The 24,302-nt window shown below is 67.1% G+C and carries 23 protein-coding genes; 9 read left to right on the forward strand and 14 right to left on the reverse strand.

The genetic code is table 11. The features are described from left to right. Positions 1-9 precede the first annotated feature (9 nt). Complete coding sequence (locus tag AC3ANU_RS17710; RefSeq protein ID WP_026265967.1) at positions 10-1,026, reverse strand: LacI family DNA-binding transcriptional regulator; 1,017 nt, start codon at positions 1,024-1,026, stop codon at positions 10-12. A 206-nt stretch (positions 1,027-1,232) separates the two neighbouring features. Between AC3ANU_RS17710 and AC3ANU_RS17715 the strand changes: the two genes are divergently transcribed. The 5 genes from AC3ANU_RS17715 (at position 1,233) to AC3ANU_RS17735 (ending at position 6,978) form a co-directional block, all read left to right on the forward strand. Continuing rightward, positions 1,233-3,200, forward strand: coding sequence for a glycoside hydrolase family 127 protein (locus AC3ANU_RS17715; RefSeq protein ID WP_235509880.1), 1,968 nt, complete (start codon positions 1,233-1,235; stop codon positions 3,198-3,200). 39 nt (positions 3,201-3,239) lie between these two features. After that, entirely contained in the window at positions 3,240-4,526 is a 1,287-nt protein-coding gene (locus AC3ANU_RS17720) for an ABC transporter substrate-binding protein (protein WP_056393237.1), read from the forward strand. Positions 4,527-4,587: 61 nt separating this feature from the next. Then, a complete protein-coding gene (locus AC3ANU_RS17725; RefSeq protein ID WP_488314991.1) occupies positions 4,588-5,547 on the forward strand; it encodes a carbohydrate ABC transporter permease in 960 nt (319 codons plus the stop codon). Between the two features lie 27 nt (positions 5,548-5,574). Beyond that, positions 5,575-6,435, forward strand: coding sequence for a carbohydrate ABC transporter permease (locus AC3ANU_RS17730; protein ID WP_056393234.1), 861 nt, complete (start codon positions 5,575-5,577; stop codon positions 6,433-6,435). Between the two features lie 36 nt (positions 6,436-6,471). Continuing rightward, a complete protein-coding gene (locus AC3ANU_RS17735) occupies positions 6,472-6,978 on the forward strand; it encodes a DinB family protein (protein WP_488314992.1) in 507 nt (168 codons plus the stop codon). A 24-nt stretch (positions 6,979-7,002) separates the two neighbouring features. Here the strand turns inward: AC3ANU_RS17735 and AC3ANU_RS17740 are convergent, their stop codons facing one another. Both AC3ANU_RS17740 and AC3ANU_RS17745 read right to left on the reverse strand, forming a co-directional pair. Next, positions 7,003-7,881 (reverse strand): CPBP family intramembrane glutamic endopeptidase, encoded by an 879-nt coding sequence (locus tag AC3ANU_RS17740; RefSeq protein WP_488314993.1) that lies wholly within the window; start codon positions 7,879-7,881, stop codon positions 7,003-7,005. Positions 7,882-7,971: 90 nt separating this feature from the next. After that, positions 7,972-9,021 carry a helix-turn-helix transcriptional regulator gene (locus tag AC3ANU_RS17745; protein ID WP_488314994.1) on the reverse strand — a complete coding sequence of 350 codons (1,050 nt, stop codon included), beginning with the start codon at positions 9,019-9,021 and terminating at the stop codon, positions 7,972-7,974. A gap of 183 nt (positions 9,022-9,204) precedes the next feature. Between AC3ANU_RS17745 and AC3ANU_RS17750 the strand changes: the two genes are divergently transcribed. Further along, on the forward strand, positions 9,205-9,639 hold the full coding sequence (locus tag AC3ANU_RS17750) for a nuclear transport factor 2 family protein (protein WP_018770549.1): 435 nt from the start codon (positions 9,205-9,207) through the stop codon (positions 9,637-9,639). A gap of 82 nt (positions 9,640-9,721) precedes the next feature. Here AC3ANU_RS17750 and ppsA read toward each other — a convergent pair whose 3' ends face one another. The 4 genes from ppsA to AC3ANU_RS17770 all read right to left on the reverse strand — a co-directional run bounded on the left by ppsA (position 9,722) and on the right by AC3ANU_RS17770 (position 14,795). Further along, a complete protein-coding gene (ppsA, locus tag AC3ANU_RS17755; protein ID WP_134165530.1) occupies positions 9,722-12,142 on the reverse strand; it encodes a phosphoenolpyruvate synthase in 2,421 nt (806 codons plus the stop codon). A 145-nt stretch (positions 12,143-12,287) separates the two neighbouring features. Then, positions 12,288-13,106, reverse strand: coding sequence for a pyruvate, water dikinase regulatory protein (locus AC3ANU_RS17760; protein WP_018770551.1), 819 nt, complete (start codon positions 13,104-13,106; stop codon positions 12,288-12,290). Positions 13,107-13,211: 105 nt separating this feature from the next. Next, positions 13,212-14,021: a slipin family protein gene (locus AC3ANU_RS17765; RefSeq protein ID WP_018770552.1), complete on the reverse strand. Its 810-nt coding sequence runs from the start codon at positions 14,019-14,021 to the stop codon at positions 13,212-13,214. Positions 14,022-14,132: 111 nt separating this feature from the next. Continuing rightward, a complete protein-coding gene (locus AC3ANU_RS17770) occupies positions 14,133-14,795 on the reverse strand; it encodes a DUF222 domain-containing protein (protein ID WP_488314995.1) in 663 nt (220 codons plus the stop codon). A gap of 285 nt (positions 14,796-15,080) precedes the next feature. Between AC3ANU_RS17770 and AC3ANU_RS17775 the strand changes: the two genes are divergently transcribed. Continuing rightward, a complete protein-coding gene (locus tag AC3ANU_RS17775) occupies positions 15,081-15,569 on the forward strand; it encodes a hypothetical protein (RefSeq protein ID WP_224084294.1) in 489 nt (162 codons plus the stop codon). After that, a complete protein-coding gene (locus AC3ANU_RS17780; RefSeq protein ID WP_018770555.1) occupies positions 15,562-15,702 on the forward strand; it encodes a hypothetical protein in 141 nt (46 codons plus the stop codon). The genes AC3ANU_RS17775 and AC3ANU_RS17780 overlap by 8 nt, the downstream gene beginning before the upstream one ends. On the opposite strand, the gene AC3ANU_RS17785 is transcribed toward AC3ANU_RS17780, so the two are convergent. The 5 genes from AC3ANU_RS17785 to AC3ANU_RS17805 all read right to left on the reverse strand — a co-directional run bounded on the left by AC3ANU_RS17785 (position 15,699) and on the right by AC3ANU_RS17805 (position 19,836). Continuing rightward, positions 15,699-15,959, reverse strand: a complete 261-nt coding sequence (locus AC3ANU_RS17785) for a hypothetical protein (RefSeq protein WP_223994044.1) — start codon at positions 15,957-15,959, stop codon at positions 15,699-15,701. The genes AC3ANU_RS17780 and AC3ANU_RS17785 overlap by 4 nt on opposite strands. A gap of 174 nt (positions 15,960-16,133) precedes the next feature. Then, positions 16,134-17,234 (reverse strand): DUF2891 family protein, encoded by a 1,101-nt coding sequence (locus AC3ANU_RS17790; RefSeq protein WP_488314996.1) that lies wholly within the window; start codon positions 17,232-17,234, stop codon positions 16,134-16,136. A gap of 31 nt (positions 17,235-17,265) precedes the next feature. Continuing rightward, a complete protein-coding gene (locus AC3ANU_RS17795) occupies positions 17,266-18,237 on the reverse strand; it encodes a DUF979 domain-containing protein (protein ID WP_018770558.1) in 972 nt (323 codons plus the stop codon). Continuing rightward, positions 18,234-18,947 carry a DUF969 domain-containing protein gene (locus AC3ANU_RS17800; protein ID WP_018770559.1) on the reverse strand — a complete coding sequence of 238 codons (714 nt, stop codon included), beginning with the start codon at positions 18,945-18,947 and terminating at the stop codon, positions 18,234-18,236. The genes AC3ANU_RS17795 and AC3ANU_RS17800 overlap by 4 nt, the downstream gene beginning before the upstream one ends. A gap of 211 nt (positions 18,948-19,158) precedes the next feature. Continuing rightward, the gene (locus AC3ANU_RS17805; protein WP_056393210.1) at positions 19,159-19,836 is read right to left on the reverse strand and encodes a GntR family transcriptional regulator; all 678 of its coding nucleotides are present in this window, start codon (positions 19,834-19,836) and stop codon (positions 19,159-19,161) included. Between the two features lie 69 nt (positions 19,837-19,905). On the opposite strand from AC3ANU_RS17805, the gene AC3ANU_RS17810 reads away from it, so the two are divergent. Further along, positions 19,906-20,883, forward strand: coding sequence for a prenyltransferase/squalene oxidase repeat-containing protein (locus AC3ANU_RS17810; RefSeq protein WP_488314997.1), 978 nt, complete (start codon positions 19,906-19,908; stop codon positions 20,881-20,883). Between the two features lie 7 nt (positions 20,884-20,890). On the opposite strand, the gene AC3ANU_RS17815 is transcribed toward AC3ANU_RS17810, so the two are convergent. Together AC3ANU_RS17815 and AC3ANU_RS17820 are read right to left on the reverse strand one after the other, a co-directional pair. After that, the gene (locus AC3ANU_RS17815) at positions 20,891-22,639 is read right to left on the reverse strand and encodes an acetyl/propionyl/methylcrotonyl-CoA carboxylase subunit alpha (protein WP_488314998.1); all 1,749 of its coding nucleotides are present in this window, start codon (positions 22,637-22,639) and stop codon (positions 20,891-20,893) included. Next, entirely contained in the window at positions 22,632-24,302 is a 1,671-nt protein-coding gene (locus tag AC3ANU_RS17820) for a 5-oxoprolinase subunit B/C family protein (RefSeq protein ID WP_488314999.1), read from the reverse strand. The genes AC3ANU_RS17815 and AC3ANU_RS17820 overlap by 8 nt, the downstream gene beginning before the upstream one ends.

The raw sequence follows: 24,302 nt of genomic DNA on the forward strand, positions 1-24,302 counted from the left end.
GCCGGCGGGTCACCCCCGCGGACCGGAGGACTCACGGACGATAAGGTCACAATCCACGATATGTACGCCCGGAAGGGGTATGCCGTCGAGCGCTGACAGCAGGGCCTCGCCCGCCCGCCTGCCAATAGTGGAGAGGTTCAGGTCAATGCTGGACAGATGCGGTCTGTACCCATCGGTGAACGGGGACCAGTTGTCCACGCCGATCAGTGCCACGTCGTCGGGGATCGACAAGCCATGCCGCTCAAGTTCGTAGGCGGCGCCACGTGCGATCTGGTCGCTGCCGCAGAAAATCGCATCGACGTCGGAGTGGCTGGCCAACAGCGCGCGGACCCCGTTGTGGCCCCATTCCTCCGTCCAACTGCCGTACCAGACATCCCCTACCGGCTCCAGTCCCTGGTCGGCCATTGCAGCGAGGAAACCGTCCGCCCGCAGGACCGCCGACGCGTGGTTTTCCAAGCCCGTGATATGGGCAATCCGGCGTCGCCCGGTCTTAACGAGGTGGTCAACGGCACGGCGGGCACCACCCCGCTCGTCCCCCGTGACGGAGCAGTCCCCCGGGTCCTTCGACGGCGCGAACGCATAGACTACCGGCACTGGCAGGTTTTCACCGAGCGGCGGCCGCGGATCCACTTTGCGGCCCACGACGATGATTCCGTCCACCTGCCGCGCCAGCAATGTACGCACGTAGTGCTGTTCCCGGATGGGATCATCCCTGCTGTCACAAAGGAAGCAAAGCATCTCGCCCAGGCCCAGGGCGTCCTCGACGCCGCGCAGGATGGGGATGCTGAAGCGTCCATAACTGTCGGTGGTGATAACCCCCACGGTGTAGGTCCTGCCACTGCGGATGCTCCGGGCGGCACCGTTCGGCAGCCAGCCCACCTCCTCCGCGGCGGCGCGTACCCGCAGCCGGGTCGATTCCCGCAGTTGGCCCGTCCCGTTCAGCGCCTTTGACACCGTTCCGGTCGATACTCCCGCCCGCGCGGCTACAGCCGCGATGCCGGAAGAACGGAAACTATTTTCCGTCACAAGTCCCCCTTTCACCGCCGGACCAATTCCTCATAGAGCCGAAAAGTCGCTTTTCCGCCCGCATAAAGCCTAGCAGAAGCCGTTGACAGGTGAGACGCAGGTCACTTAGGGTTGGGCCTCGGAAGACGATTTCCTGATTTTCCTTTTCCGGCTTTTCCGGATTCTGTCCCGTCTCCCTCCGATTCACACTTTGGAAGAGGTCATTGATGACATCTGTTCACCACAGTCCAGCACCGTCCGCAGGGCAGGGTACCGGCGGCGGGACCGCAGCGGGGCCCGTCGGGGCGACGACGTCCGGACACTACGCGCTGCGCCCGCTGGCCTTCGATTCCGTGCAGCTGCGCCCAGAGGGACATCTGGGCAGCTGGCAGGAGCTCAACCGGACCTCCACCATTCCGCATTGCATCGACAATCTGGAATCCAGCGGCGCCCTCGACAACTTCCGGCGGCTGGTCGGCGAGAGCGACGCGGCGTTCCGCGGATTCTGGTTCCAGGACTCGGACCTGTACAAGACGCTGGAGGCTGTGGGCTGGGAGGCCGGCAGGCAGGCGGATCCGCGGTGGGAAGAGTATGTGGCGTCCATGGGCGAGCTGCTGGCCAAGGTGCAGGAGCCGGACGGCTACCTGAACACCTGGGTCCAGGGCGTTGAGCCCGGGAAGCGCTGGGACAAGCTGCAGTGGAGCCACGAGCTGTACACCGCCGGCCACCTGCTGCAGGCGGCAGTTGCCGTGGCCCGCACCACAGGCAACGGAGCCGTCGTCGAGGTGGCCCGCCGCGTCGCCGACTGCATCGTGGAGAACTTCGGCCCCGGCGGCGCCGAAAAGATCGACGGGCACCCGGAAGTGGAAACCGCAATGGTGGAGCTCTACCGCCTGACCGGCGACAAGCGCTACCTTGAAACGGCCGTCCGGCAGCTGGAACTGCGCGGGCACGGCATCCTCCCCGACGACAGGTTCGGCCGCCAGTATTTCCAGGACCACCTTCCCATCCGCAAGGCGGCCCACGAGGCAACAGGTCACGCAGTGCGCCAGGTCTACCTCTCCACCGGAGTGGCCGATGCCTACCTCGAAAACGGGGACGTATCCCTGCTGGAGGCCGCGGAATCGCTGTGGGAGAACATTTTCACCCAGAAGGCCTACCTCACCGGGGCGCTCGGATCCCGGCACCGGGACGAGGCATTCGGCGACGCCTTCGAGCTGCCGCCGGACCGTGCCTACGCCGAAACGTGTGCCTCCATCGCGAGCCTGCACTTCAGCTGGCGGCTGCTGCTGGCAACCGGCAACAGCAAATACGCCGACGAGATGGAGCGGGCCCTCTACAACGGTATCGCCGCTTCCACCTCCGTTGAAGGCAACAGCTTCTTCTACTCCAACCCGCTGCAGCTGCGCACCGGCCATGACGGCTCCACCGAGGACGCGCCGTCGGAACGCCTGTCCTGGTATGCATGCGCCTGCTGCCCGCCGAACCTCGCACGCCTCGTGGCATCCCTGCACCATTACGTAGCCACGCAGGATGAGTCCGGCCTTCAGCTCCAGCTGCTGCACGACGGTGAGATCCGCGCCTCAGGTGAACCTTTCGGCGGCGAAGTAACTGTTGCCACAACCACCGAATATCCCTGGGACGAAAAGGCCAGCATCGAGGTCACGGCTCCTGCCGGCGAGTGGACGCTCTCCGTGCGCATCCCTTCGTGGTGCAAGGACCCGGAGGTGACCATCGGCGGGAAGCCCATCGAGGCAGTGACTGATGCATCCGGCTACCTCCGGCTCAGCCGCGACTGGGAAGGGAGCACCATCGTCTTGCTGACACTGCCGATGCCTGTCCAAATTGTTAGCGCTCATCCCCGCGTCGATGCTGTGCGCGGCACGGTCGCCCTGGTCCGTGGGCCCGTGGTCTACTGCCTCGAGCAGCATGACCAGGCGGACGGCGTCGTGCTGGAAGACCTTGCGGTCGACGCGGCCGCGCCGGTGGAAATTGCAGCGGCGGAGGGCATCCCCGGGGTGCGCACCGTGCTCAAAGCCGCAGGCGTCGCCCGTCCCCAGTCGGAGCAGGCGCTCTACCGCACCTCCGGAACGGAAGCCGCGGAACAGCGGCCCGTCGAACTGACTGCCATCCCGTATTTCCGCTGGGCCAACCGTGGGCCGGCCGCCATGCGGGTCTGGATCCCCCTCGCCTAGTTGCACCTCCCACCCATCCCTATGAAGAGGAAACGGTATATGAAACGCACAAAACTCGCTGCAGCACTGGCGCTGGCGGCATCCCTCACCCTCACGGCCACCGGTTGTGGCAGTTCCTCCGGCTCCGACTCCCTGCAGGCCTCCTCCGGGGAGCCGAGCGGGACCATCACGCTGTGGGCCCGCGATTCACAGAAGGGGTTCATGGATCTGCTCGCGGACGCGTACAACAAGTCCCACAAGGCGCAGGTCCAGGTCACCATCGTGCCCAGCGGAAACTTCGTGCAGAAATTCGGCACGGCAACCGCTGGCGGGTCGGGCCCGGACGTGGCTTCCATCGACCTGGTCTACCTGCCCTACTTCGCCTCCACCGGGGTCCTCCAGGACATCACCGACGACGCCTCGAAACTGCCGTACAAGGACAAGCTCAGCCCGTCGCACGCGCGCCTCTCCACGTGGGAGGACAAGACCTACGCCCTGCCCTTCACGGCCGAAGCATCCGTGCTGTTCTACAACAAAGATCTCTTCCAGAAGGCCGGCCTTGACCCTGCCAAACCGCCGGCAAACTACGAGGAGATCCTCAACGCCGCCAAGAAGATCCGCGCCCTGGGCCCCGACACCTACGGCTTCACGATGGCCGGCCAGTGCGGCGGCTGCAACATCTTCGAGTTCACCCCCAGCGTCTGGGCCAGCGGCGGCGACGTACTCTCCGACGACGGCAAGACCGCGAAACTGGACTCTCCCGAGGTCACCAAGGCGCTGACGTTCTACAAGCAGATGCACGACGCCGGCGTGATGCCGGAGGCGGCGAAGACCGACTCGGGCACCGCCCAGCCGGCCCTGTTCCAGGCTGGAAAAGTGGGCATGGTGGTGCTCGGCGCCTTCTTCACGCAGACGCTGAACACGGACAAGAAGGTTGACTACGGCATCGCCCCCATCCCGGGAGAGAACGGCGGCTCAGCTTCCTTCGCGGGCGGCGACAACATCGCGGTCACCACCGGGTCAAAGAACAAGCCTGCCGCATGGGACTTCGTAAAGTGGGCCACCGGCGACGAGGCCCAGACCCTGCTGGCGAAGAACTCCATCGTCCCGGTCAGGACTGACCTCGTAAAGAGCGTCTACGCCTCGGCAGACCCGCGCAACGAGATCTTCAGCAAGGCGCTGGAGACCGGCAAGACGCCGTACAGCGTCGTGGAAAACAAGCTGTTCAATGACAACAACGGACCATGGGCAACCATGATCAACGAGGCCGTCTTCGGCGGCGACATCCAGGCCGCGCAGCAAAAGGCGCAGCAGGCCGCCCAGCAGATCATCCAGACCGGACCCTGACATTTACGGGTGCTGCCGCGGACCCGCGGCAGCACCCGCCTCGTCCTCAAGGAGACCTACTTTGGCACACCACACCACCCTGACAACGCGCCCCGGCAAGCCCCAACGCCCAACGGCGCCCCTACGTCCGCCACGGAGCCGGCGGTCCCTCACCACCTCGCGCAGCAGGCTCGGCGCGTTGGTGGTCGCCCCCGCGCTGATCCTCCTCACCGTCTTCTTCTTCCTGCCCGTGGTCCTGATGCTGTGGATGTCCCTGAACCGCTGGCCGCTGCTGGGCAAGATCAGCTTCATCGGCCTGGGCAACTACGCGACGGCGTTCCAGGACCAGGACTTCCTGCGGGCAGCCGGGTTCACCCTCCTCTACACCGTGATCATGACTCCCCTGCTGCTGGTCATCGGGATCGCGTTGGCGCTCCTGATCCGGCGTCCAGGCAAAGCTTCCAGAATCTTCCAGTCCATCTATTTCCTGCCGGTGGTGGTCGGCTTCGCCGCCGCCGGTTACCTGTGGCTCTTCATGGCCCAGCCCAACATCGGGCCCCTGCTGGACCTGCTTACCCGCGGCGGGCTGGCCTCGCACTCGGACAACTGGTTCGGAAGCTTCGCCGGAGCGCTGGGCATCGTGTGCGCCATGGTGGTCTGGAAGGTTGCCGGCATGCAGATGCTGCTGCTGAACTCGGGCTTGCAGTCCATCCCCGTGGAGCTCGAGGAAGCGGCCAGGATCGATGGTGCAAGCCGAACACAGGTGTTCCGCTACATCATCCTGCCGCTGCTGCGGCCCACCCTCGCGCTGGTGCTCGTCTTTTCGGTAGCCGGCTCACTGCTGGCCTTCGACCAGTTCTACATCATGACCAGCGGCGGGCCGGCGAACCAGACCATCACCGCGGTGTACCACATCTACCGGGTGTCCTTCCAGGGTTTCCAGCTCGGCTATGGCGCCGCGCTCTCTGCCCTGCTGATGATCGTGCTCGCGGTCGTCAGCGCCATCCAGATGCTCATCCTCCGCAACTCGGACCACAACTAGTCCAATCCATCGGAAACGGACCCCTCCATGACTTCACTGCAGTCCAGACTCCGCCCGGTGCCGCGCACGGCCTGGTGGATTATCAACCTCAGCCTCGCGGCCCTGTTCCTCTACCCGTTCTGGGTAGTTCTCTCACAGTCGATCAAGTCCCCTGCCGAGGCTGCTGCCGCGCCGCCCACGCTTTTCCCGGGTTCCTTCTCGTGGGGGAACTTCGCGAAGCTATTCGGCAACGAGAACGGCGGTGCGGGCTTCGTCCAGCAGTTAGGCAACAGCGTCCTCGTCTCAGTTGGCGCAACGCTCCTGACGATCGTATTGAGCACGCTGGCCGGCTACGGCTTCGCCAAACTGCGCTTCCGCGGCAGCAACCTGCTGTTTTTCGCTACCCTCGCCACCTTCATGATCCCTTTCCAGGCGGTCATCACTCCGCTGTACCTGGTGCTGCACCAGATCGGCCTGACCAACAACCTCCTGGGCCTCATGCTGGTGTACACCACCTTTAACCTGCCATTCGGTATCTTCCTGATGAGGAATTCCTTCGCAGCGCTGCCGGCGAGCATTGAGGAAGCTGCCCTGGTGGACGGGTGCAGCGTGCTGCGTGCCATGGTCCGGGTGCTGCTCCCGGTGGCCATTCCGGGGGTGATCAGCACCGCGCTGTTCACCTTTTTCGCCTCGTGGAACGAGTTCTTCGCCGCGCTGATCCTCATGACAGACCAGTCCAAGTACACCCTTCCGGTGGCCTTGAACGTGCTCTCCAGCGGCACTTTCGGGACCTTGGACTGGGGGGCACTGCAGGCGGGCGTCGCGGTGACGATCGTCCCGTGCATCGTTATCTATGTCCTGCTCCAGAAGTACTACGTGGGAGGCATGCTTACGGGGGCGATGAAGTAAAGCCGCGTTCCCTTTCCGGCTTGCTAGGGTCTGCTTATGGCTTCCCACTCCCACTCGATGGACGACGTCATCAACGAACCTGCGCGTGTCCAGTTCGAGTTCTTCCTGGAGGAGCACCGGGCCGCGCTCAACGGGTGCCTGGACGGGCTGACCGAGGAGCAGGTCCGGCGTCGGCTGGTTCCCTCCCGCACCACCCTGCTGGGGCTGGTGAAGCATGCCACCTTCGTGGAGAAGGTCTGGTTCGACGAAGCCTTCACCGGCCGTCCCCGCAGCGAGATCGGCATCCCCGCCACTCCTGACGAGTCGTTCATCCTGGACGACGGCGACACCATCGACTCCGTCCGGAAAGCCCACCGGGACGCGTGCGCCGCGTCCCGGGCTGCTGCCGCCCCTCTGGGCCTCGACGACGTCGTGACCGGCAACCGGCGGGGACCGCTCCCGCTGCGCTGGTTGTACCTGCACATGCTGCGGGAACTCGCCCAGCACTGCGGCCACGCGGACATCCTGCGCGAACAGATCCTGGCCGGCAAGGGCGCGGACTGAGATGCCGCCTCGGCCGCGCAGCGCTCAGGCCGGCGCCGTCGTCGTTCTTCGATTCGTGAGGTCCCCGCGGCGGGCAAGGGCCACGGCAGCAACCAGCAGCCACATGGTGGCCGCCTGGCCCCAGGGATAGACCTGCTGCGGAATGCCAGGTGTCAGCGGGTTGAGGATGTACTGGAACGCCGCGAGGCTGACGTGCATCAGCGCTGCCAGGAGCACGCTGCCAGTATGGTCGTAAACCCACACCATGAGCACCCGGTACGCCGTAAGCTGGCCGACGAGGACGGCCACCAGCCACAGCGACAGGAAGATTCCCAGGGGCACCCCGCCATTGGTCCCGCCCCCACCCCAATAATTCACGAAGAAGTGCCACGCACCCCACAGCACCCCCACCAGGATTCCCGTCCGCAGAACACTGAACCGCTGCCTCGCCTTGGGGATGGCGAAGCCGGTCCAACCGATTTCCTCGAGAAATCCCGCCGCCAGCCCGATGGCCAGTCCAGTGATGATGGTGCCGCCCTTATCTGTAGCCGTGGCGATCCGAGGCGCGTAATCCGGGGACGCCAGCCAGAGCACCAGCACGAACGCGGCCAAACAGACCGGCGCCACCAGCAGGGCCAAATACCAGCGCCCGCCCACACGCCATCTCAGCAGCCGCGCCCGAAGATCCCGGTAGCCTGCCCGTCCCGACACAACTCCGGTAAGCACCAGGCTGGCCAACGCTGGTCCGAGCAGCATCGCCGGCACGGTTACGGGGATGGTGAGCTGGAACTGCTCCGGCGTAGGCGACAGGCCACCCGTGACCGCCCACACCGCGAGCACAATGGCGCCCCACGACAAGAGGAAGGTAACAACGTAGTACCACCACAGCGGGTGCGTGCGCACCGATTCCGCCAAGGCATGCATGGGATCCTCCGGTTGCCGGCTGTACCTCCAGCTTCCAGGGCGGGCGCCCCCGGACACAGAGTCCTCGGACCCGTTAAAACAGACTGCCCGTCAGGCCACGAGCCTGGCCACCAGCTCGCCCCGGCTGCCGACGCCCACCTTTTCAAAGAGCGACTTCAAGTGGTCGTGCACCGTGTGCGGCGAGATGAACAGGTGCCGGGCGATCTCCGCCGTCGAACTTCCGGCCAGCACCTCCAGGCAGACATCCCGTTCCCGGGCGGTCACGCCGTACGCCATCAGCAGCAGGGCCACGAGGTCGTGGGTGGTTGCCGGTTCCACGGTGACCACCATCTGTTCGGGATCATCGCCGGTGATGAGGCTGCTGGCCTGCAGCACCACCCAATTGTTCCCGGCGTCGCGCATCCTGGCCCGCGCCGTCCCGGATGCCGCCGCATGCGCCTGCGCCACCACCGAATAAAGCGTCTGGCTGAAGCGCCCGGGCGCAGCTTCCTCCACCTGGGCAAGCCAGGAGGCGGCGGCCGGCGTGGCCGCGCGGAGGTCGCCGTGCAGCCCGGCCAGGACAATGACAGGCCCGACGGCGGCCGGTCCCGCCGGGTGCGCCACGCGGACGGCGGCCCTGGTGGCCGACGCGAGCGTGGCAGTCACCGCGCCCAGGAATTCCACCTCCCGGTCGGTGAAGTCGCTGCCGCCTTCCCGGAAGATGCTCCCCACGCCCCAGCACAAGTCGTCCACGCGGAACGCGGCCCGCAACTCATGCTCGAAGCCCAGCGGCTTGATCAGGTCGTTGATCCGGACGCTGCGGACCACCTCACGGTGCGGCGCATCCGAAATCCTCGCGATGGGGCGGGGCCGGCGCAGCAGCTCGGCGAAGGTGTTGGGTTCCCGGCCTGTGTATTCGGACTGGGCAAAGCGGAGGAAATACTCCTCGAACTGGCGCCCACCCACCGGCCACGGCAGCCAGTTGGTAACGGAGGTCATCACCATGGAGGCGGGGTCGACGGCGGCCCAGCACCCTTGCTCGAACGGCACCTCCCGCTGCACCACGGCCAGCGCCGAGGTATAGAGGTCAGGCAGGTCCATCCCGCCGGCGGCCATGGCGGCGATGTCCCGCCGGGCACGCTCCGCGCGCTCCTCCCACACACCTCCAGTATCCGCCCGGCAGGCAGGCCGGCAATCCCCCAAATGGGTGGTTTTCCAGGCGCCCCGAAACCCCTGGTGCGGGGATCGCGGGGGTGTGTTCCGCCGCCGTACTTTTCCTTTTACGGACGCCGCACGAAGCGGGCCGTCCGTAGAGGAAAACCGGGAACCACAATGGAGGCTGCAATGGGACAGGCACGTGACGTCATGGGCCGGCTGATGACGGCCATGGACGCAAAGGACAGGGATGCGCTGGCAGGCTGCTACGCCGAAGGCGCCGTAATCAGCACTCCGGACCAGGGAGAGATCTCCGGCCGCGAGGCGATCACCAACTATTTCCTCCACTTCTGGGAGGCCATGCCGGACGTCACGTACCAGCAGGTGGCCACTCATGAGGCCGGGGACGTTGCCATCCTGGAGGGCTTCGTGGTGGGCACGAACACCGGGCAACTGAACCTGCCCACCGGCGGGACGCTGCCGCCGACAGGAAAGCAGGTCCGGGTGCGAAGCTGCGACATCACCAAAGTGGAGGCAGGCCTGATCACCGCGCACCACGCCTACTTCGACCAGATGGAACTTCTTGGCCAGCTGGGGCTGCTCCCCGAACCGTCCAACCAGTGAAACCGTCCAACCAGTGAAGGCGGTTCCGTCACCACCTGTCGGCAGTGGCGGAACCGCCCCTTTGATCGTCAAGCGTTCCCGGTCAGGCTGCCCCGACGGCGGCCACGGCTGCACCTTCCGAAGCGTCAGCTGAGGCCCCCGCGAGCCGAAGCCAGGTGTCCACCACGGTGTCCGGGTTCAGGGAGACGGAGTTGACGCCTTCCTGTACCAGCCACTCGGCGAAGTCGGGGTGGTCGCTGGGGCCCTGGCCGCAGATGCCGACGTACTTTTCGCGGGCCCTGCAGGCCTTGATGGCCATGCTCAGCAGCTTCTTCACGGCCGGGTCCCGCTCATCGAAGCTGTTGGCCACAATCGCCGAGTCCCGGTCCAAGCCAAGGGTCAGCTGGGTCATGTCGTTGGAGCCGATGGAGAAGCCGTCGAAGTACTCGAGGAACTCGTCGGCGAGCAGTGCGTTGGAGGGCAGCTCGCACATCATGATCACCTCGAGGCCGTTTTCGCCGCGGCGCAGCCCGTTCTCGGCGAGCAGTTCGATGACGCCCCGCGCCTCGTCCAGGGTGCGCACGAACGGGATCATGAGCTTGACGTTGGTCAGCCCCATCTCGTTTCGCACGAAAGAGAGGGCCTCGCACTCAAGGTCGAAGCAGTCCCGGAAGGACGGCTCCAGGTACCGGGACGCGCCGCGGAAGCCGATCATCGGGTTCTCTTCATGCGGCTCGTACGCCGGGCCGCCGATGAGGTTGGCGTACTCGTTGGACTTGAAGTCGGACATCCGGACGATCACCGGTTCCGGCGCAAAGGCGGCGGCGATGGTGGCCACGCCCTCGGCCAGGCGCTTGATGTAGTACTCGCGGGGGCTGTCGTAGGCGCTGATCCGTTCCCGGATCTCGGCGGCCACATCCGCAGGCTGGCTGTCCAGGTTCAGCAGGGCCTTGGGGTGGATGCCGATCTGCCGGTTGATGATGAACTCCAGCCGGGCCAGGCCCACGCCGTGGTTGGGCAGCTGCGCGAAGGTGAACGCCTGTTCGGGAGTGCCCACGTTCATCATGACCTTCACCGGCGCCTCGGGCAGGTTGGTGATGCCGGTTTCCTCAACGCTGAAGTCCAGCAGGCCCTCGTAGATGGCCCCCGTCTCGCCGTCGGCGCAGGACACGGTGACTTCCTGGCCGTCGGACAGCGTGTCCGTGGCGTTGCCAGTGCCCACGACGGCGGGAATCCCCAGTTCGCGGGCGATGATCGCGGCGTGGCAGGTGCGTCCGCCGCGGTTGGTGACGATGGCGGAGGCGCGCTTCATGATGGGTTCCCAGTCGGGGTCGGTCATGTCCGCCACCAGCACGTCGCCGGTCTGGAACGACGCCATCTGATCGATGGCGGTGAGGATCCGGACCTTGCCGGCCCCGATCCGCTGCCCGATGGCGCGGCCTTCCACCAGCACCGGGCCGGTTGCGTTCAGGCGGAAACGGCTCATGCTGCCCGGGGCCCGGCGGGACTGTACGGTTTCCGGGCGTGCCTGCAGGATGTACAGGCCGCCGTCGGTCCCGTCCTTGCCCCACTCAATGTCCATGGGACGGCCGTAATGCTTCTCAATGGCCACGGCGTGGCGGGCAAGCTGCTCCACGTCGTCGTCCGTCAGGCTGAAGCGCGAGCGCAGCGAAGCCTCCACCGGCACGAAGTCGATGGTGCGGCCGATCTCGCTGTTGTTGGTGTACGTCATCTGCAGGGCCTTCTCCCCCAGGCCGCGCTTGAGGATCGCCGGGCGGCCGGCCGCCAAGGCGGGCTTGTACACGTAGAACTCGTCCGGGTTCACCGCACCCTGCACCACGGCTTCACCCAGCCCGTAGGAGGAGGTGACGAACACGGCGTCCTGGAAGCCGGACTCGGTGTCCATGGTGAACATGACGCCGGAAGCGCCGACGTCGGAGCGCACCATGCGCTGGATGCCGGCCGAGAGTGCTACCTCGGCGTGTTCGAACTTGTGGTGCACGCGGTAGGCGATGGCGCGGTCATTGTAGAGCGACGCGAAGACGTCCTTGATGGCCTGCAGGATGTTCTCGATCCCGCGGACGTTCAGGAAGGTCTCCTGCTGCCCGGCGAACGAGGCATCGGGCAGGTCCTCCGCCGTGGCGCTGGACCGGACCGCCCAGGACAGGTCCGCGGAGCCGGCATGCTTGTCCACCAGCTGCTGGTACGCCTCGCGGACCTGTGCTTCGAAGTCGGGCAGGAAGGGCGTATCCCGGACCAGGGAGCGGATTTCCTGGCCGGCGGAGGCCAGGGCCGTCACGTCATCCGTGTCCAGCCCCACCAGGCGATCGGCGATCTTTTGGTCCAGTCCGGAGTCGGACAGGAACCGGCGGTAGGCGTCTGCCGTAGTGGCGAAGCCGTCCGGAACCTGGACGCCGGCCGAGGTCAGGTTCTGCACCATCTCGCCCAGTGAGGCGTTCTTGCCGCCCACCTTGTCCAGGTCCTTGAGTCCAAGTTCAGAGAACCACAGAACGTCTGTCGTCATGATTGCTGCTCCTTTGCAGTGGGTGGCGTAAGCAATGCTGGCCGTCACGGTAGTGCCGGCCGGAAGAAAAAACCCTGTCAACAGTGGCAGGTCTGCAGCGCACTTTCCACATGATGTGCGCTACGCCACGTTTGTGAAATGGCGCCTAGTGCTTGAGGTTCATCCGCTGCAGGATGGTGGCCGCCATTTCCTCCACGGAGACGGTGGCGGAGTTCAGGTACGGGATCCGGTGGGAAACGTACAGCTGCTCGGCGCTGCGCAGCTCAAAACCGCACTGCCGCAGGGATGCGTAGGGCGAGCTGGGGCGCCGTTCGGTACGGATCTGGCTCAGGCGCAGCGGGTTGGAGGACAAACCGAAACACTTCGACACGAAAGGCCGCAGCGGCTTGGGCAGCCCGTCCCGCTGGAAGTCTTCATCCACCAGCGGGAAGTTCGCCGCGAAGATCCCGTGCTGCAGCGCCAGGTACATGGTGGTGGGCGTCTTTCCGCACCGGGACGGGGCCACCAGGATCACCTGGGCCTTCTCCAGCGCACGCAGGCTCTGCCCGTCGTCATGCTCCATGGCGTACTCGACGGCGGCCATCCGGGACTGGTAGCGCGCGGCGTTCCCCAACCCATGCGCCCGGCCCGGCTCACCGCTGGCAGGGGTGCCCAGCGCCTGCTCCAGGACCCCCACATGGGTGCCGATCAGATCCACGATCACACCGTTGCAACCGCCAAGGATCTGCCGTATTTCGCTGTTGACGGCGGTGGAAAACACGAGGGGCCGGGGCCCGGCGGCAGCCAGGCCGTCGATGGTGCGGACCACGGACCTCGCCTGGTCGGGGGTGGTGATGAAGGGAATGGTGACGCGGTCGAAATTGTCCACCGGGAACTGCGTCAGCAGTGTATTGCCAAGTGTTTCCGCGGTGATGCCGGTACTGTCCGACAGGAAGTAGACAGGCCGTAGAGCAGCAGTGGTCATGGCACGACTTTAGCGGCCGCCGCGTTCCGCACCGAAAGTCCGGGCGTGCTGGGTCCGGCCCGCTCCTTGGCTGCGCGCGGGTCAGACAGCGGGTCAGGCCGCGGGTCAGGCCGCCTTTACAGGTGAGGGGCCGGCCGCGGACGCCGCCTGGTTCTCGCGCGCCAGGAACGCGGAAAGTTCGCCGATGGTGCTCATCAGCGGGGCGGGGAACACCACCGTGGAGTTCTTGTCCACCGCGATTTCCACCAGGGACTGCAGGTTGCGAAGCTGCAGTGCCAGCGGGTGGGCCATCATGGTGTCGGAGGCATCGCCGAGCGCTGCCGCAGCGATGGCCTCGCCTTCGGCCGCAATGATCTTCGCTCTCTTCTCACGCTCCGCCTCGGCCTGGCGGGCCATGGCGCGCTTCATGCTTTCCGGCAGTTGGATGTCCTTGAGTTCCACCAAGGTGACTTCCACACCCCATTCAACGGTGAGCACGTCGAGGATTTCGCGGATGTCGCCGTTAATCCGTTCGGTCTCGGACAAGGTCTGGTCCAGGGTGTGGCGGCCCACCACCTTCCGCAACGTAGTCTGGGCGATCTGGTCGATGGCGGAGGCCACGTTCTCAATGGCGATGACGGACTTCACGGCGTCCACCACCCGGTAGTAAGCCACGGCGGAGACGTCCACGCTGACGTTGTCCTGGGTGATGATGCCCTGCGACTGGATGGGCATGGTCACGATCCTGAGGCTGACCAGCGGCAGCCGGTCGATGATCGGAACAATCAGCCGCAGGCCCGGATCCCTGACGCCAATGACCCTGCCAAGCCGGAACAGTACGCCCTTCTCGTATTGCCGCACGATCCGGATGGACATTCTTGCAGCGATGAGAAGCAGGACAACGAGGACGATGACAACGATAGTGGTGGCGTCCACCAGGATCCCCTCCTGGTTACTCGAGTGGGACGTGCCGACGCCTGGGTGGCGCCGTGACAGGTGCCCTGCCTTTATTGTCCCACCAAAGGCGTGAGGGAGCCCAGGGAGGAGCTACCGGTTCCGCACATGGGGCCACAGCGGTGGCTTGTCGCCTCCTTGGAGGTCCTGGTTGCCGCCACCGGTGAGCAGGGCGGCGGAGAGCACGTCAGCGCGGAGTTGCGAAAGGGCCCTGTGCTCGTCCGGGCCTTGGAGTCCCCTGGCAATGGCGGTGGTGCGGCTCCAGACCGCCGAGGCTGTGGTGGCGGGCAGATAGGCGGAGATCCATGCCATCCCGTCACAGTCCGGCGTGTACTCCACGCGCCGGTCCGCTGCACTCCTGGCGTGGCATCCTTCCAGGGTCTCCGGGTGGTGGCGTTCGCGCCAGATGCGGGCTTTGGCCTTGAACCGGTGGGCCGGCATCTCTCCGACCGGGCAACCCCGGGCCGGGTTGCCCGTGTCAGGATCCAGGAAGTGCGCTTCCAGGGCGGCTGCGCCTGCAGGGTCCAGGCTGGCGGTTTGGTCCACCATGGTCCGGGCATGCTGCCAAGAGATATGCCCGGAGCGCAGGGCAGCAAGAGTTAAGGGCAGCGAACTGGCCAGCGCATATGTTTCGGCCAGCAAAGCACCAGCCGCGCGATGACTAATTGACAGTACGCACGCTGCCTCCGCCGCCACCGCCATCACATCCAGGCAGCCGTCGGCCAGCATTTTGGCGGGCGGGATTGACCGGGTCAACGGGGGTCCCGCGCGTCCCGCGGGCCGGCAAACCGGAGGCTAGACTGGCCGGGTAAGGACGGATTGGGGGATCCATGGCGGCGCTGCCGCTGTTCCGCTGGTCGGTCGCAGCCAGCGGACCCAAGGATCACCGTGACCTTCTTCCAGGACTTTCCAGTACCTCCGCTCCCACCGAGGCCGAGGTCTCAACGGTACGTCCCGCCGCCATGGGCGGGCGCCCCAGTCTACGAGCTGCCGTCCGTGGTCCACATCGGCAGGTTTGTGTCCAGGACTCCGTGGAGGGTGGTGGCGGTCAAAAGTGCGGACGTGTTCTCCACCGGCTGCGTGTTCAACCTGTCCTGGCTGTTCCGCCGTGACCAGCAATCCGACGAAGACTGGGCCGACCTGCAGCACCTCTTCTTCCAGCCGGGAAGGGGCATCCGCAGTGGCCGCGGACAACAGACCGGCCTGATGTTCGGCGTCCAGTTCCCCGATGGTTCCAAAGCCAGCACCGGCACCCTGGGTCCCCACGGCTTCGTGGAGCGTGGCCAGGAACCCGAACCTCCGGCGCTGGTCCTGAACAATGGCGGCGGCGGTGGCGGAGAGGATGAGTTCCAGGGCACCGGCTCGCTCTGGCTCTGGCCGCTTCCCCCTGCCGGCAGCCTCCGCCTGGTTTCCCAGTGGACCGATTTCGGCCTTGAGGAAACGTCCATCATGCTCGACGGCGGGAAGTTGCGGGATGCCGCAAAGGCAGCCCAGCAGTACTGGCCGGAGGAGGGCAGCAACCATGGGTGACTTCACAGGCTTGGTCCTGTTTGTCCTCTTCGGAGCGGTCTTCTTCTACATCCTCTACGGCGTCATCCGCGCCGCAGTCCGGGACGGAATCGGCCAGGCGGATGAGCGCCGCGCGGACCGGCGTCGTAGCTAAATCGAGGACACGATGCTTCCGTAGCCCTGCAGGAACATCCGGCGCCCCTGGCCTTCGTCCGTCCACACCCAAATGACCGAGTAGTCGGACGTGACGGCGTCCACCACCCCCGTGCCGGCCAGGGTTCCCTCGGCGAAGCGGACCCGGTCCCCCACCGCCAGCCGCGGGTGCCTGGTCCGCTTCCTCCTGGGCCGAAGCGTGGTGGACTCCTCTGCTGTTGCGGGGTCTGGCGGGCAGGTCGTGAGCTGCTGGCGCATGGGATTCCTTGGGCTCGCGGGCGGATGGTCAGCTCATTACAACCCTGCCCGCTGCTCCCAGGTCACGCACTCCGCGCGTGGTGATGCAAGACTAGCCCGCCACCGGCGTGGCATGCACCCACCAGACGCTCCGAACGGAGTGTGACTGGTGAGGGCGCCACGCCAGCCCGGGAATCAGTCGAGTTCAGCCACCGATCCCAGCGCATCCCACGCGAAGCTGGCCAGCCAGTGCGTGGACATGAAGTCCCCGCTTTCCAGTCCGGACAGCCCGGCCTTCAGGAGCGGGTCCAGCGCGTCGGACAGCACGGCCGCGGCGGCCGCGGCTTCCGGGCCGCTGGATTGACGAAGCGTGGCGATGATCCGTGCCACCTGTCCCGCGCGGGTCAGGTTCAGTCCGTGCAGGTGCACCAGGTAGCCGTCGGTCTCATCCGTCACGCTCACCGGCTGCAGGATGCGCGATGCGGTGGACAGCTCCGGCAGGAACCCCGCGAACCACCCGGCGAACTCGTCCGCGGAAAGCACGCGGCGCATCAGGTCCGCCTCGCTCAGGCCCGCGGAGAGGAAGTCCTGGCCGCTGAGCTCCCAGTCGCCCGGCCAGCCGCGGTCATCGGCAAACCAGGTGCGCGCCGCGTCCTCACACGCTTTGGCGGCATCAACCCTGCCCAGGGAGCGGAAGGCATCCAGCATGTACCCCACACCGAACGCGGCGTTGGTGTGCAGCCCGTGCCGGACGGGATACTGCGCCTTGGCCATCCAGGCGGCGCTGAGCTCCGCCACGGCATCCACCAGGGGTTCCAAAGCGGTGCCCCATTCGCGGATCTCCGCATCCGGGGAGGCGGAGCAGGTGGCGGCCAGCCGCATCAGCCAGGCCCAGCCGTAGGGCCGCTCCCAGGACGGGTTGGCCAGCAGGTAGTCCCGTTCCACTGCCAGCTTGGCCGGGGTCAGGTTGGCGCCCAGGGCTGCCCGGAGCGACGCCTCGGTGGCGGCATCCACCCAAGCCGCCGTGCCGCCGTCGGACGCTCCTGCCGCGGTAGTCCCAGCAAAGGGTGACCCTGGAGTGCCGCCCACCAGGCTCACCCCCAGCCAGTGCATGTGCACGCAGGAGTGCCAGTCGAAGGAGGTATAGAAGGCGGGGTGGATCTGCTCGGGGGTTGGCCTGTCGTCGGCTGACACCTGGGTGTGGTGGGCCGAGTGCGGGAAGGGCTCGGAAAGGTTGCCCAGCACCACGGCCGCGTAGTCCGGTGCCGCCTGTGCGCGAAGATCGTTGTCCATCATGCTCCTTTGAATGGCAGGGTCTGCGGAAGGGTTAGTGGAAGGCCAGGAAGTACATCAGCGCGATGTTCACCGCCAGCAGCGGGATGGCCGTGCCCACCTGTGCGGCGATGACGCCGTATTTGTTGTCCATTTCCAGCAGCGCGGACGGCACCAGGTTGAAGTTGGCTGCCATGGGCGTGCAGAGCGTGCCGCAGAAGCCGGCCAGCATGCCGATCGCGAAGACGATCGCGGGGTCACCGTGGAACGTCTCCACCAGCACGGGCCAGCCGATGGCAGCGGTCATGATGGGGAACGCAGCGAAGCCGTTGCCCATCAGCACGGTGAACAGGAACATGCCGATGCAGTAGACCAGCACGCCGGCGATCAGTGAGCCCTTGGGCAGCAGGCCGGAGGCGAGCGTGCCCACGGCGGTGCCCACGCCGGCTTTGGTGAAGAGGATGCCCAGCGTGGTGAGCATCTGGGGCAGCAGCGCGGCCCAGCCGATGGATTCGAGGATCCGGCGGCTTTCGAAGATGGGCGTGGCCGGGTTCTTGGGCTTGAGGATCACCAGGGCCACGACGACGGCAGCCACGGCGCCGATGGCCAGGGCTACCAGCGTGGTGTTCTTGGGGTCCAGCAGCGGGGTGCCGCCGATGGACAGCAGCGGGGCTGCGAGCACCAGGATGACGGTGACCAGGGGCAGCGTCAGGGCCGGGATGAAGAGCTTGTTGCCGAAGCGCTTGGCGAAGGCCTCGCGCTCGTGGCCGGTGGAGGTGCGGTGCTTGCCGTGGCCCAGCAGGCCGGTGGAGGCCAGCACCACCAGGACCAGGACGGCGATGCCCAGGATCCAGCCGGGCGCCGTGCCGGCCTGGACCCAGGTGCTGTAGAAGAAGCACAGGCCCAGCAGGCCCCAGAAGGAGGAGCTGCCCCAGCGGCGGGGGTGGTTGGTGTCGGCGGCAATGAGTGATGCCCAGGCGACGAACAGAAGGCCGATCAGCCAGTAGACGGCTTCAACGTTGATCATTTCGCTTCTCCTGCGGTTTCCTTCTGGGCGGTGAGCTCGTATTCGCGGTATTCCTTGTCCAGCTGCTTGTCCAGGCGCAGGAGCCGGAAGCCGTGGATGAGGAAGGCAGCAATGGCGGTGGGGATGGCCCAGAGGGCCAGCTGGAGCGGTTCCAGGTGGAGGTGGTACGTGGTGTCCACGAACGTGGTGATCAGCAGGATGGAGCCGACGGCGACGAACACGTCCTCGCCGAAGAACACGCCCACGTTGTCCGCCCCGGCGGAGTGGCCCTTGATCTTCTCGCTGATCTTGTCCGGGACGTGCCCGTAGCGGCGCAGCGCTGCGCCTTCGGCCATGGGGAACACCAGCGGGCGGACGGTCTGGGCGTGGCCGCCGATGCTGTTCAGGCCGACGGCGGCGGTGATCTGGCGGACGGCCAGGTAGCCGATCAGGACCCGGCCTGCCGTCAGCTTGGCGAGCCGGCCGATGAGGACTTTGGCCTGTTCCTGCAGCCCGAAGAACTCGATGATTCCCACCACGGGCAGCACGGCCACGAAGATGGTGACCGAGCGGCTGCTGGCAAAACCGGTTCCGAACGAGTCGAGGATCTGCGCGGGGTTCATGCCGCCCAGAAGTGCGGTGACGATACCCGCAACGGTGACGACAATCAGGGGGTTCAGGCGGATGGCGAAGCCAACGATCACCAGCAGCACCCCGATGAGTACAAGCATGATTATCCCTTCCCAGGGGACCCGTGACGGGTCTGCGAAAGTGGGGGCCGGCGCGTCCGTGAGTGTGGTGGTGGGGGTGACGGCGCCGAGGGGCGGGAGCCCCGGACACGTTAGGGCTGCAGGGTTAAGTGAGCTGCAGAACAACGGTGTGATCTAAAGCATAGCTTTTTGTTCAACAATCCTGCAACCCCCTTTTTTGGGGAAGGGTTGGCTAGCGGCCGACGGCGGCGAGCAGCTGCGCTTCCGCGCGGTCCAGGTAGGCGGCCAGGAAGTCCGCTGCCGCGGCCAGTTCGCCGGCTTCCAGGAGGTCCACGATCCGGGCGTTGTCCTCCACGTAGGGCTCGTGGAAGGCAGGGTTGGCCGCCATCGAGTGGAACACCAGGCGCATCTCGGCCAGCACCTGGTCCATGAGGCTGTTGAGCCGCTCGCTGCCGGAGCGGTCAACGATGGCGCGGTGGAAGTCCTGGTTGGCGCTGGCCATGCCGGGGATGTCGCCGTCGGCGGCGGCCGCCCTGGCGGCCTTGATGATTGCCGCCAGGGGCTCCAGCGGGGCATCGCCGGACCACAGGACCGCCGCGGGCTCCAGGAACCGGCGCACCCGGTAGATTTCGCGGATGTCGTCTGCCGTGGGGTGGGCCACGAACACACCACGGTTGGGGATGCGGGTCACGATGTGTTCGGCATGGAGCGCCGTGAATGCTTCCCGCAGGGTGTTGCGGGACACGCCGAGGGCCTCGCGGAGGGCTTCCTCGGCGAGCTTTGATCCGGGAGCCAGCTGCCCGGCGGCGATGCGGCTGCGCAGCTGGGCGGCCACCCAGAGGCCCGTTTCGGCGTGCTTTGTGGTCCTGGCCTGGGCTTGGAGATCGGCCAGTACCTCGTCAAACGTCATGGCACCACGATATCGGGCAGGACAGCGGTGCCCTGTCCGCACCGGACGTATTCCGCCATCATGGTGACCATGACGTGGCTTGACGGCCTCCGGTTCGACCCGATCGCCCCGCTGCTGTCCAGCGGTCACCCCGCCGTGCGCTCCTGGGCCGTCCGCGAGCTTGTCCCCGGACCGGGAGGGCTGCCGGCCACCCCGGCGGCCGATGAGGCACTCTGGGACCTTCCGGTCCCGCGCCGGATCCTGCGGCACCAGGCGGCGGACGGGTCGTGGGCCTATCCGGGAAGACGGCCCCGGGACCGCATGGATTACGACCTGCTGGAGACCTACCGGCAACTCGGGTTCCTCGTGGAGATGTTCGGGCTCACCCGCCGGCATCCGGCCATCGCCGCGGCCGCCGGTTATGTGCTTTCACACCAGTCCGAGCCAGGTGACATTCGGGGGATTTACGGCAACCAGGTGTCTCCCAACTACACGGCGGCCCTCATCGGGCTCCTGTGCAAAGCGGGGTACGGCGACCACCCGCGCGTGGAACGCGCGTTCAGCTGGCTTGAGGCGTCGCGGCAGGACGACGGCGGCTGGGCCCTTCCCCTCCGCACCCGGGGGAGGAAGCTGGACGCGCTGGACGAGCCGCAGACCATCACCGGCGATCCGTCGCAGCCGTTCTCGCACCTGATCACCGGGGTGGTGCTCAGGGCCTACGCGGCCCATCCCGCGCACCGCGCAAGCACCTCCGCACAGAAGGCCGCGGAAATGCTGGCGGGCCGCTTCTTCGAGCCGGACGCCTATCCTGATAAGGGCCGCGTCTCCGACTGGACCGAGTTCTGCTTTCCCTTCTGGATGACGGACCTCGTTTCCGCCCTCGACGCGATCAGCATCATCCACCCCGGCCTTCGAACGGAAAAAACCGGCCAGGCGCGCGACTGGCTGGCCGCGCACCAGGAGCCGTCAGGGCTCTTCACCGGCCACCTGCTCCGGGACAGGTTCCACGACCTCCAGCTCTGGTTCAGCCTGGCGGTGTGCCGCGTGTTCGCGCGGATGCCCTCGTGAGGTGCGTTCAGGAAATGGTGGTGAGCACCTGCCCGGGCCCGACGGCGTCTCCGGCCGCCGCGTACAGCTCACCGACGGTGCCGGCGCGGTGGGCGGCCACGGCCGTCTCCATCTTCATGGCTTCGAGCACCAGCACCGCTTCGCCTTCCTCGACGCTGGCCCCGGGCTCAGCCAGCCACTTGACCACGGTGCCGGCCATGGTGGCCAGCAGGTCGCCGTCGTTCTTCTCCGCCGCGGCCTCCCCGCCGGCCTGCGGAGCCGCTGCGCGTCCCCTGCCGCCGCCGTCGAGCAGGGAATCGAGCAGCGCCTTGGGGAGTCCCAGCTCCATCCGCTTGCCGTCCACCTCGATGCCGATGGTCCGGCGGGGCTCTTCCGGCGCGGCGGGACTGAAGGCCGGATCCGCCTCAAGGGCGGTGGTGAATTCGTTTTCGATCCAGGTGGTGTAGACGCCCAGCGTGTCCGTCCGGGTGAAGTCCGGCGCGTCCACCACCGCGCGGTGGAACGGCAGCACGGTGGCCAGGCCGCCGATGCGGAACTCCCGCAGGGCGCGGCGGGCACGGCGGAGCGCCTGCTGGCGGTCCGCCCCGGTCACCACGAGTTTGGCCAGCAAGGAATCGAACTGCCCGGGGACCACCGAGCCCGAACGGACGCCGGTGTCCACCCGGATCCCGGGACCCGTGGGGGCTTCGAAGGTTTCCACGGTGCCGGGGGACGGCAGGAAGCCGCGGCCCGGGTCCTCGGCGTTGATCCGGAACTCAAAGGCGTGCCCGCGCGCCTCCGGGTCCTCGAGGATGGGAAGCTTCTCCCCCGCCGCGATGGACAGCTGGGCGGCCACCAGGTCCACCCCGGAGGTCTCCTCGGTGATGGGATGCTCCACCTGCAGGCGGGTGTTGACCTCCAGGAAGCTCAGGAAGCCCGTGCCGTCCAGCAGGTACTCCACGGTGCCGGCACCGACGTAGCCCGCCTCGCGGCAAATGGCCTTGGCCGAGGCGTGGATGGCGGCCCGCTGCTCAGCGGTGAGGAAGGGGGCGGGGGCTTCCTCCACGAGTTTCTGGTGGCGGCGCTGCAGCGAACAGTCGCGGGTGCCCACAACCACCACGTTGCCGTGCGTGTCCGCGATGACCTGGGCCTCCACGTGGCGCGGCCGGTCCAAAAACTTCTCCACGTAGCATTCGCTCCGGCCGAAGGCGGCCAGGGATTCGCGGACCGCGGAGTCGAAGCTTTCCTCGATGTCAGCCTGGTCCCGGACCACCTTGAGGCCACGCCCGCCGCCGCCGAACGCCGCCTTGATGGCCACGGGAAGGCCCACCTGTTCGGCGAAGGCGCGGACCTCTGCGGCGCTGGCCACCGGTCCGTCGCTGCCGGGTGCCAGCGGGGCGCCGGCCCGGACCGCCACCTCGCGGGCGCTGACCTTGTCGCCCAGCAGCCGGATGGTCTCCGGGGAGGGGCCGATCCAGGTCAGGCCGGCGTCGATTACGGCCTGGGCGAAGCCGGCGTTCTCGGACAGGAAGCCGTAGCCGGGGTGGACGGCGTCGGCGCCGCTTTTCGCCGCAACGGCGAGGAGCTTGTCGATGTCCAGGTAGGTTTCCTGGGGCCGGGAGCCTGACAGCGAGTAGGCCTCGGTGGCGGCGGAGACGTGCAGCGCGTCGGCGTCCGGATCGGCGTAGACGGCCACGCTTTCCAGGCCTGCATCGTCGCAGGCCCGGGCGATCCGGACGGCAATTTCGCCGCGGTTGGCAATGAGGACTTTACGCATGGGGGCTTTCCTTAGGTGTTTCGGGCAGTTCTGCCGGAGGAGCTGCGGCGGTGAACCGGACGGTTGTGCCCGGGGGAAGCTGGGCGGCCTTGTCCAGGTCGGCATGGACGACGACGGCAATCACCGGGTACCCGCCGGTCACCGGGTGGTCGGAGAGGAACAGGACGGGCTGGCCTTCCGGCGGCACCTGCACGGCGCCGCGGACGGTTCCTTCGCTGGCGAGTTCGCCGTCCCGGCTGCGGCTGAGCGGCTGGCCGTTGAGGCGCAGACCGATCCGGTTGGACTTTGGCGTGACGGTCCATTCCTGGGCCAGGAAGTCCTGCAGTGTGTCGGTGCTGAACCAGTCCTGCCGGGGTCCGGGGACCACCCGCAGCACGGTTGCCCCGTCCTGAATCGGAAGGGGGGACACTTCCGGGTGGCCCACCACGCTGCCCGGTTTGGCGGCGTGCACCGGCAGGATGGTTCCCGCTTCGAGCAGCTCGGGGCCGATCCCTGACATGGTGTCCGTGGAGCGGCTGCCGAGAGCATCGGGGCCACCGAGTCCACCGCGGACGCCGATGTAGGAGCGGAGCCCTGCCGTGGGGGTGCCCACGGTCAGCCTCTCCCCCGCCAACAGCGCGAAGGGGGCGTCGCACGCTGGGTGCCGCGCCGCCGTCGTCCGCTGGATGTCCTCTTTTGAGTCTGCCCCCGGTGTGATCTGCAGCGGGACGGCCGCTCCGGCGACGGCCAGGACCTGGTCGGTGAGGGCCTCGAGCTCGAGGCCGCCGAAGAGGAGTTCGATGCCGGCTGCGCCTTCGGCGTTGCCCACCAGGCGGTTGGCGCGGCGGAGGGCTCCGCGGTCCATGGCGCCGGCGCTGCTGACACCCAGCGAGGCGAAGCCCGGCCGGCCCAGGTCCTGGACGGTGGCCTGCAGCCCCGGTTTGCGGACGGCAAGTCCTGCGTTCCCCTGGTGCTCTGCCGTCCGGTTGGCGGGGACTTTGGGCCGTTCCGTCATGATGGCGTGGCTGCGGACGGCCTTGAAGCGGACGGTATCGCCGGGGCGGATGAGGGCGGGATTTTCCCGGTCCAGGTCCCACATGGCGGCTTCGGTCCGGCCGATCAGCTGCCAGCCGCCCGGCGACTGCCGCGGGTAGACGGCCGAGTACGCGCCGCCCAAGGCCACAGCGCCGGCGGGCACGGCCGTGCGCGGGGATCGGCGCCGCGGGACTTCGAGGCTGGGGTTTTCGCCGCTGAGGTAGGCGAAGCCCGGTGCGAATCCGGCAAAGGCTGCGGTCCAGAGCTGGCCGGCATGCGCGGCCACCACTCCCTCACGGCCCAGTCCGGTGAGCGACGCCACCTCGTCCAGGTCCTCGCCGTCGTACACCACGTCGATGGTGACCAGCGCGCTCTCGGTGTCCGCTGGCGCCTCAAGGTCCAGCCCGCGGACGTGCGCGGCCAGCGCCTGGACTGCTTGGGCCGAATCCGCGGTGACAAGGACGGTTGATGCGGCTGCGATGACGTCGATCTGGCCCGGCTGCGGGTGTGCGGTCAGCTGCGCCTGGAGGCTGAGGACGGCATCGAGGGAGGACAGCTCCACCAGGATGGCCCGGTCACCCGCGCGCCGGATCCCGGTCAGCTCCGGGCGCGGGGCAGTGGCGGTGCGCTGCTGCTGCGTGGCGGCCAT

Source organism: Arthrobacter sp. SDR-2R, assembly GCF_057747955.1.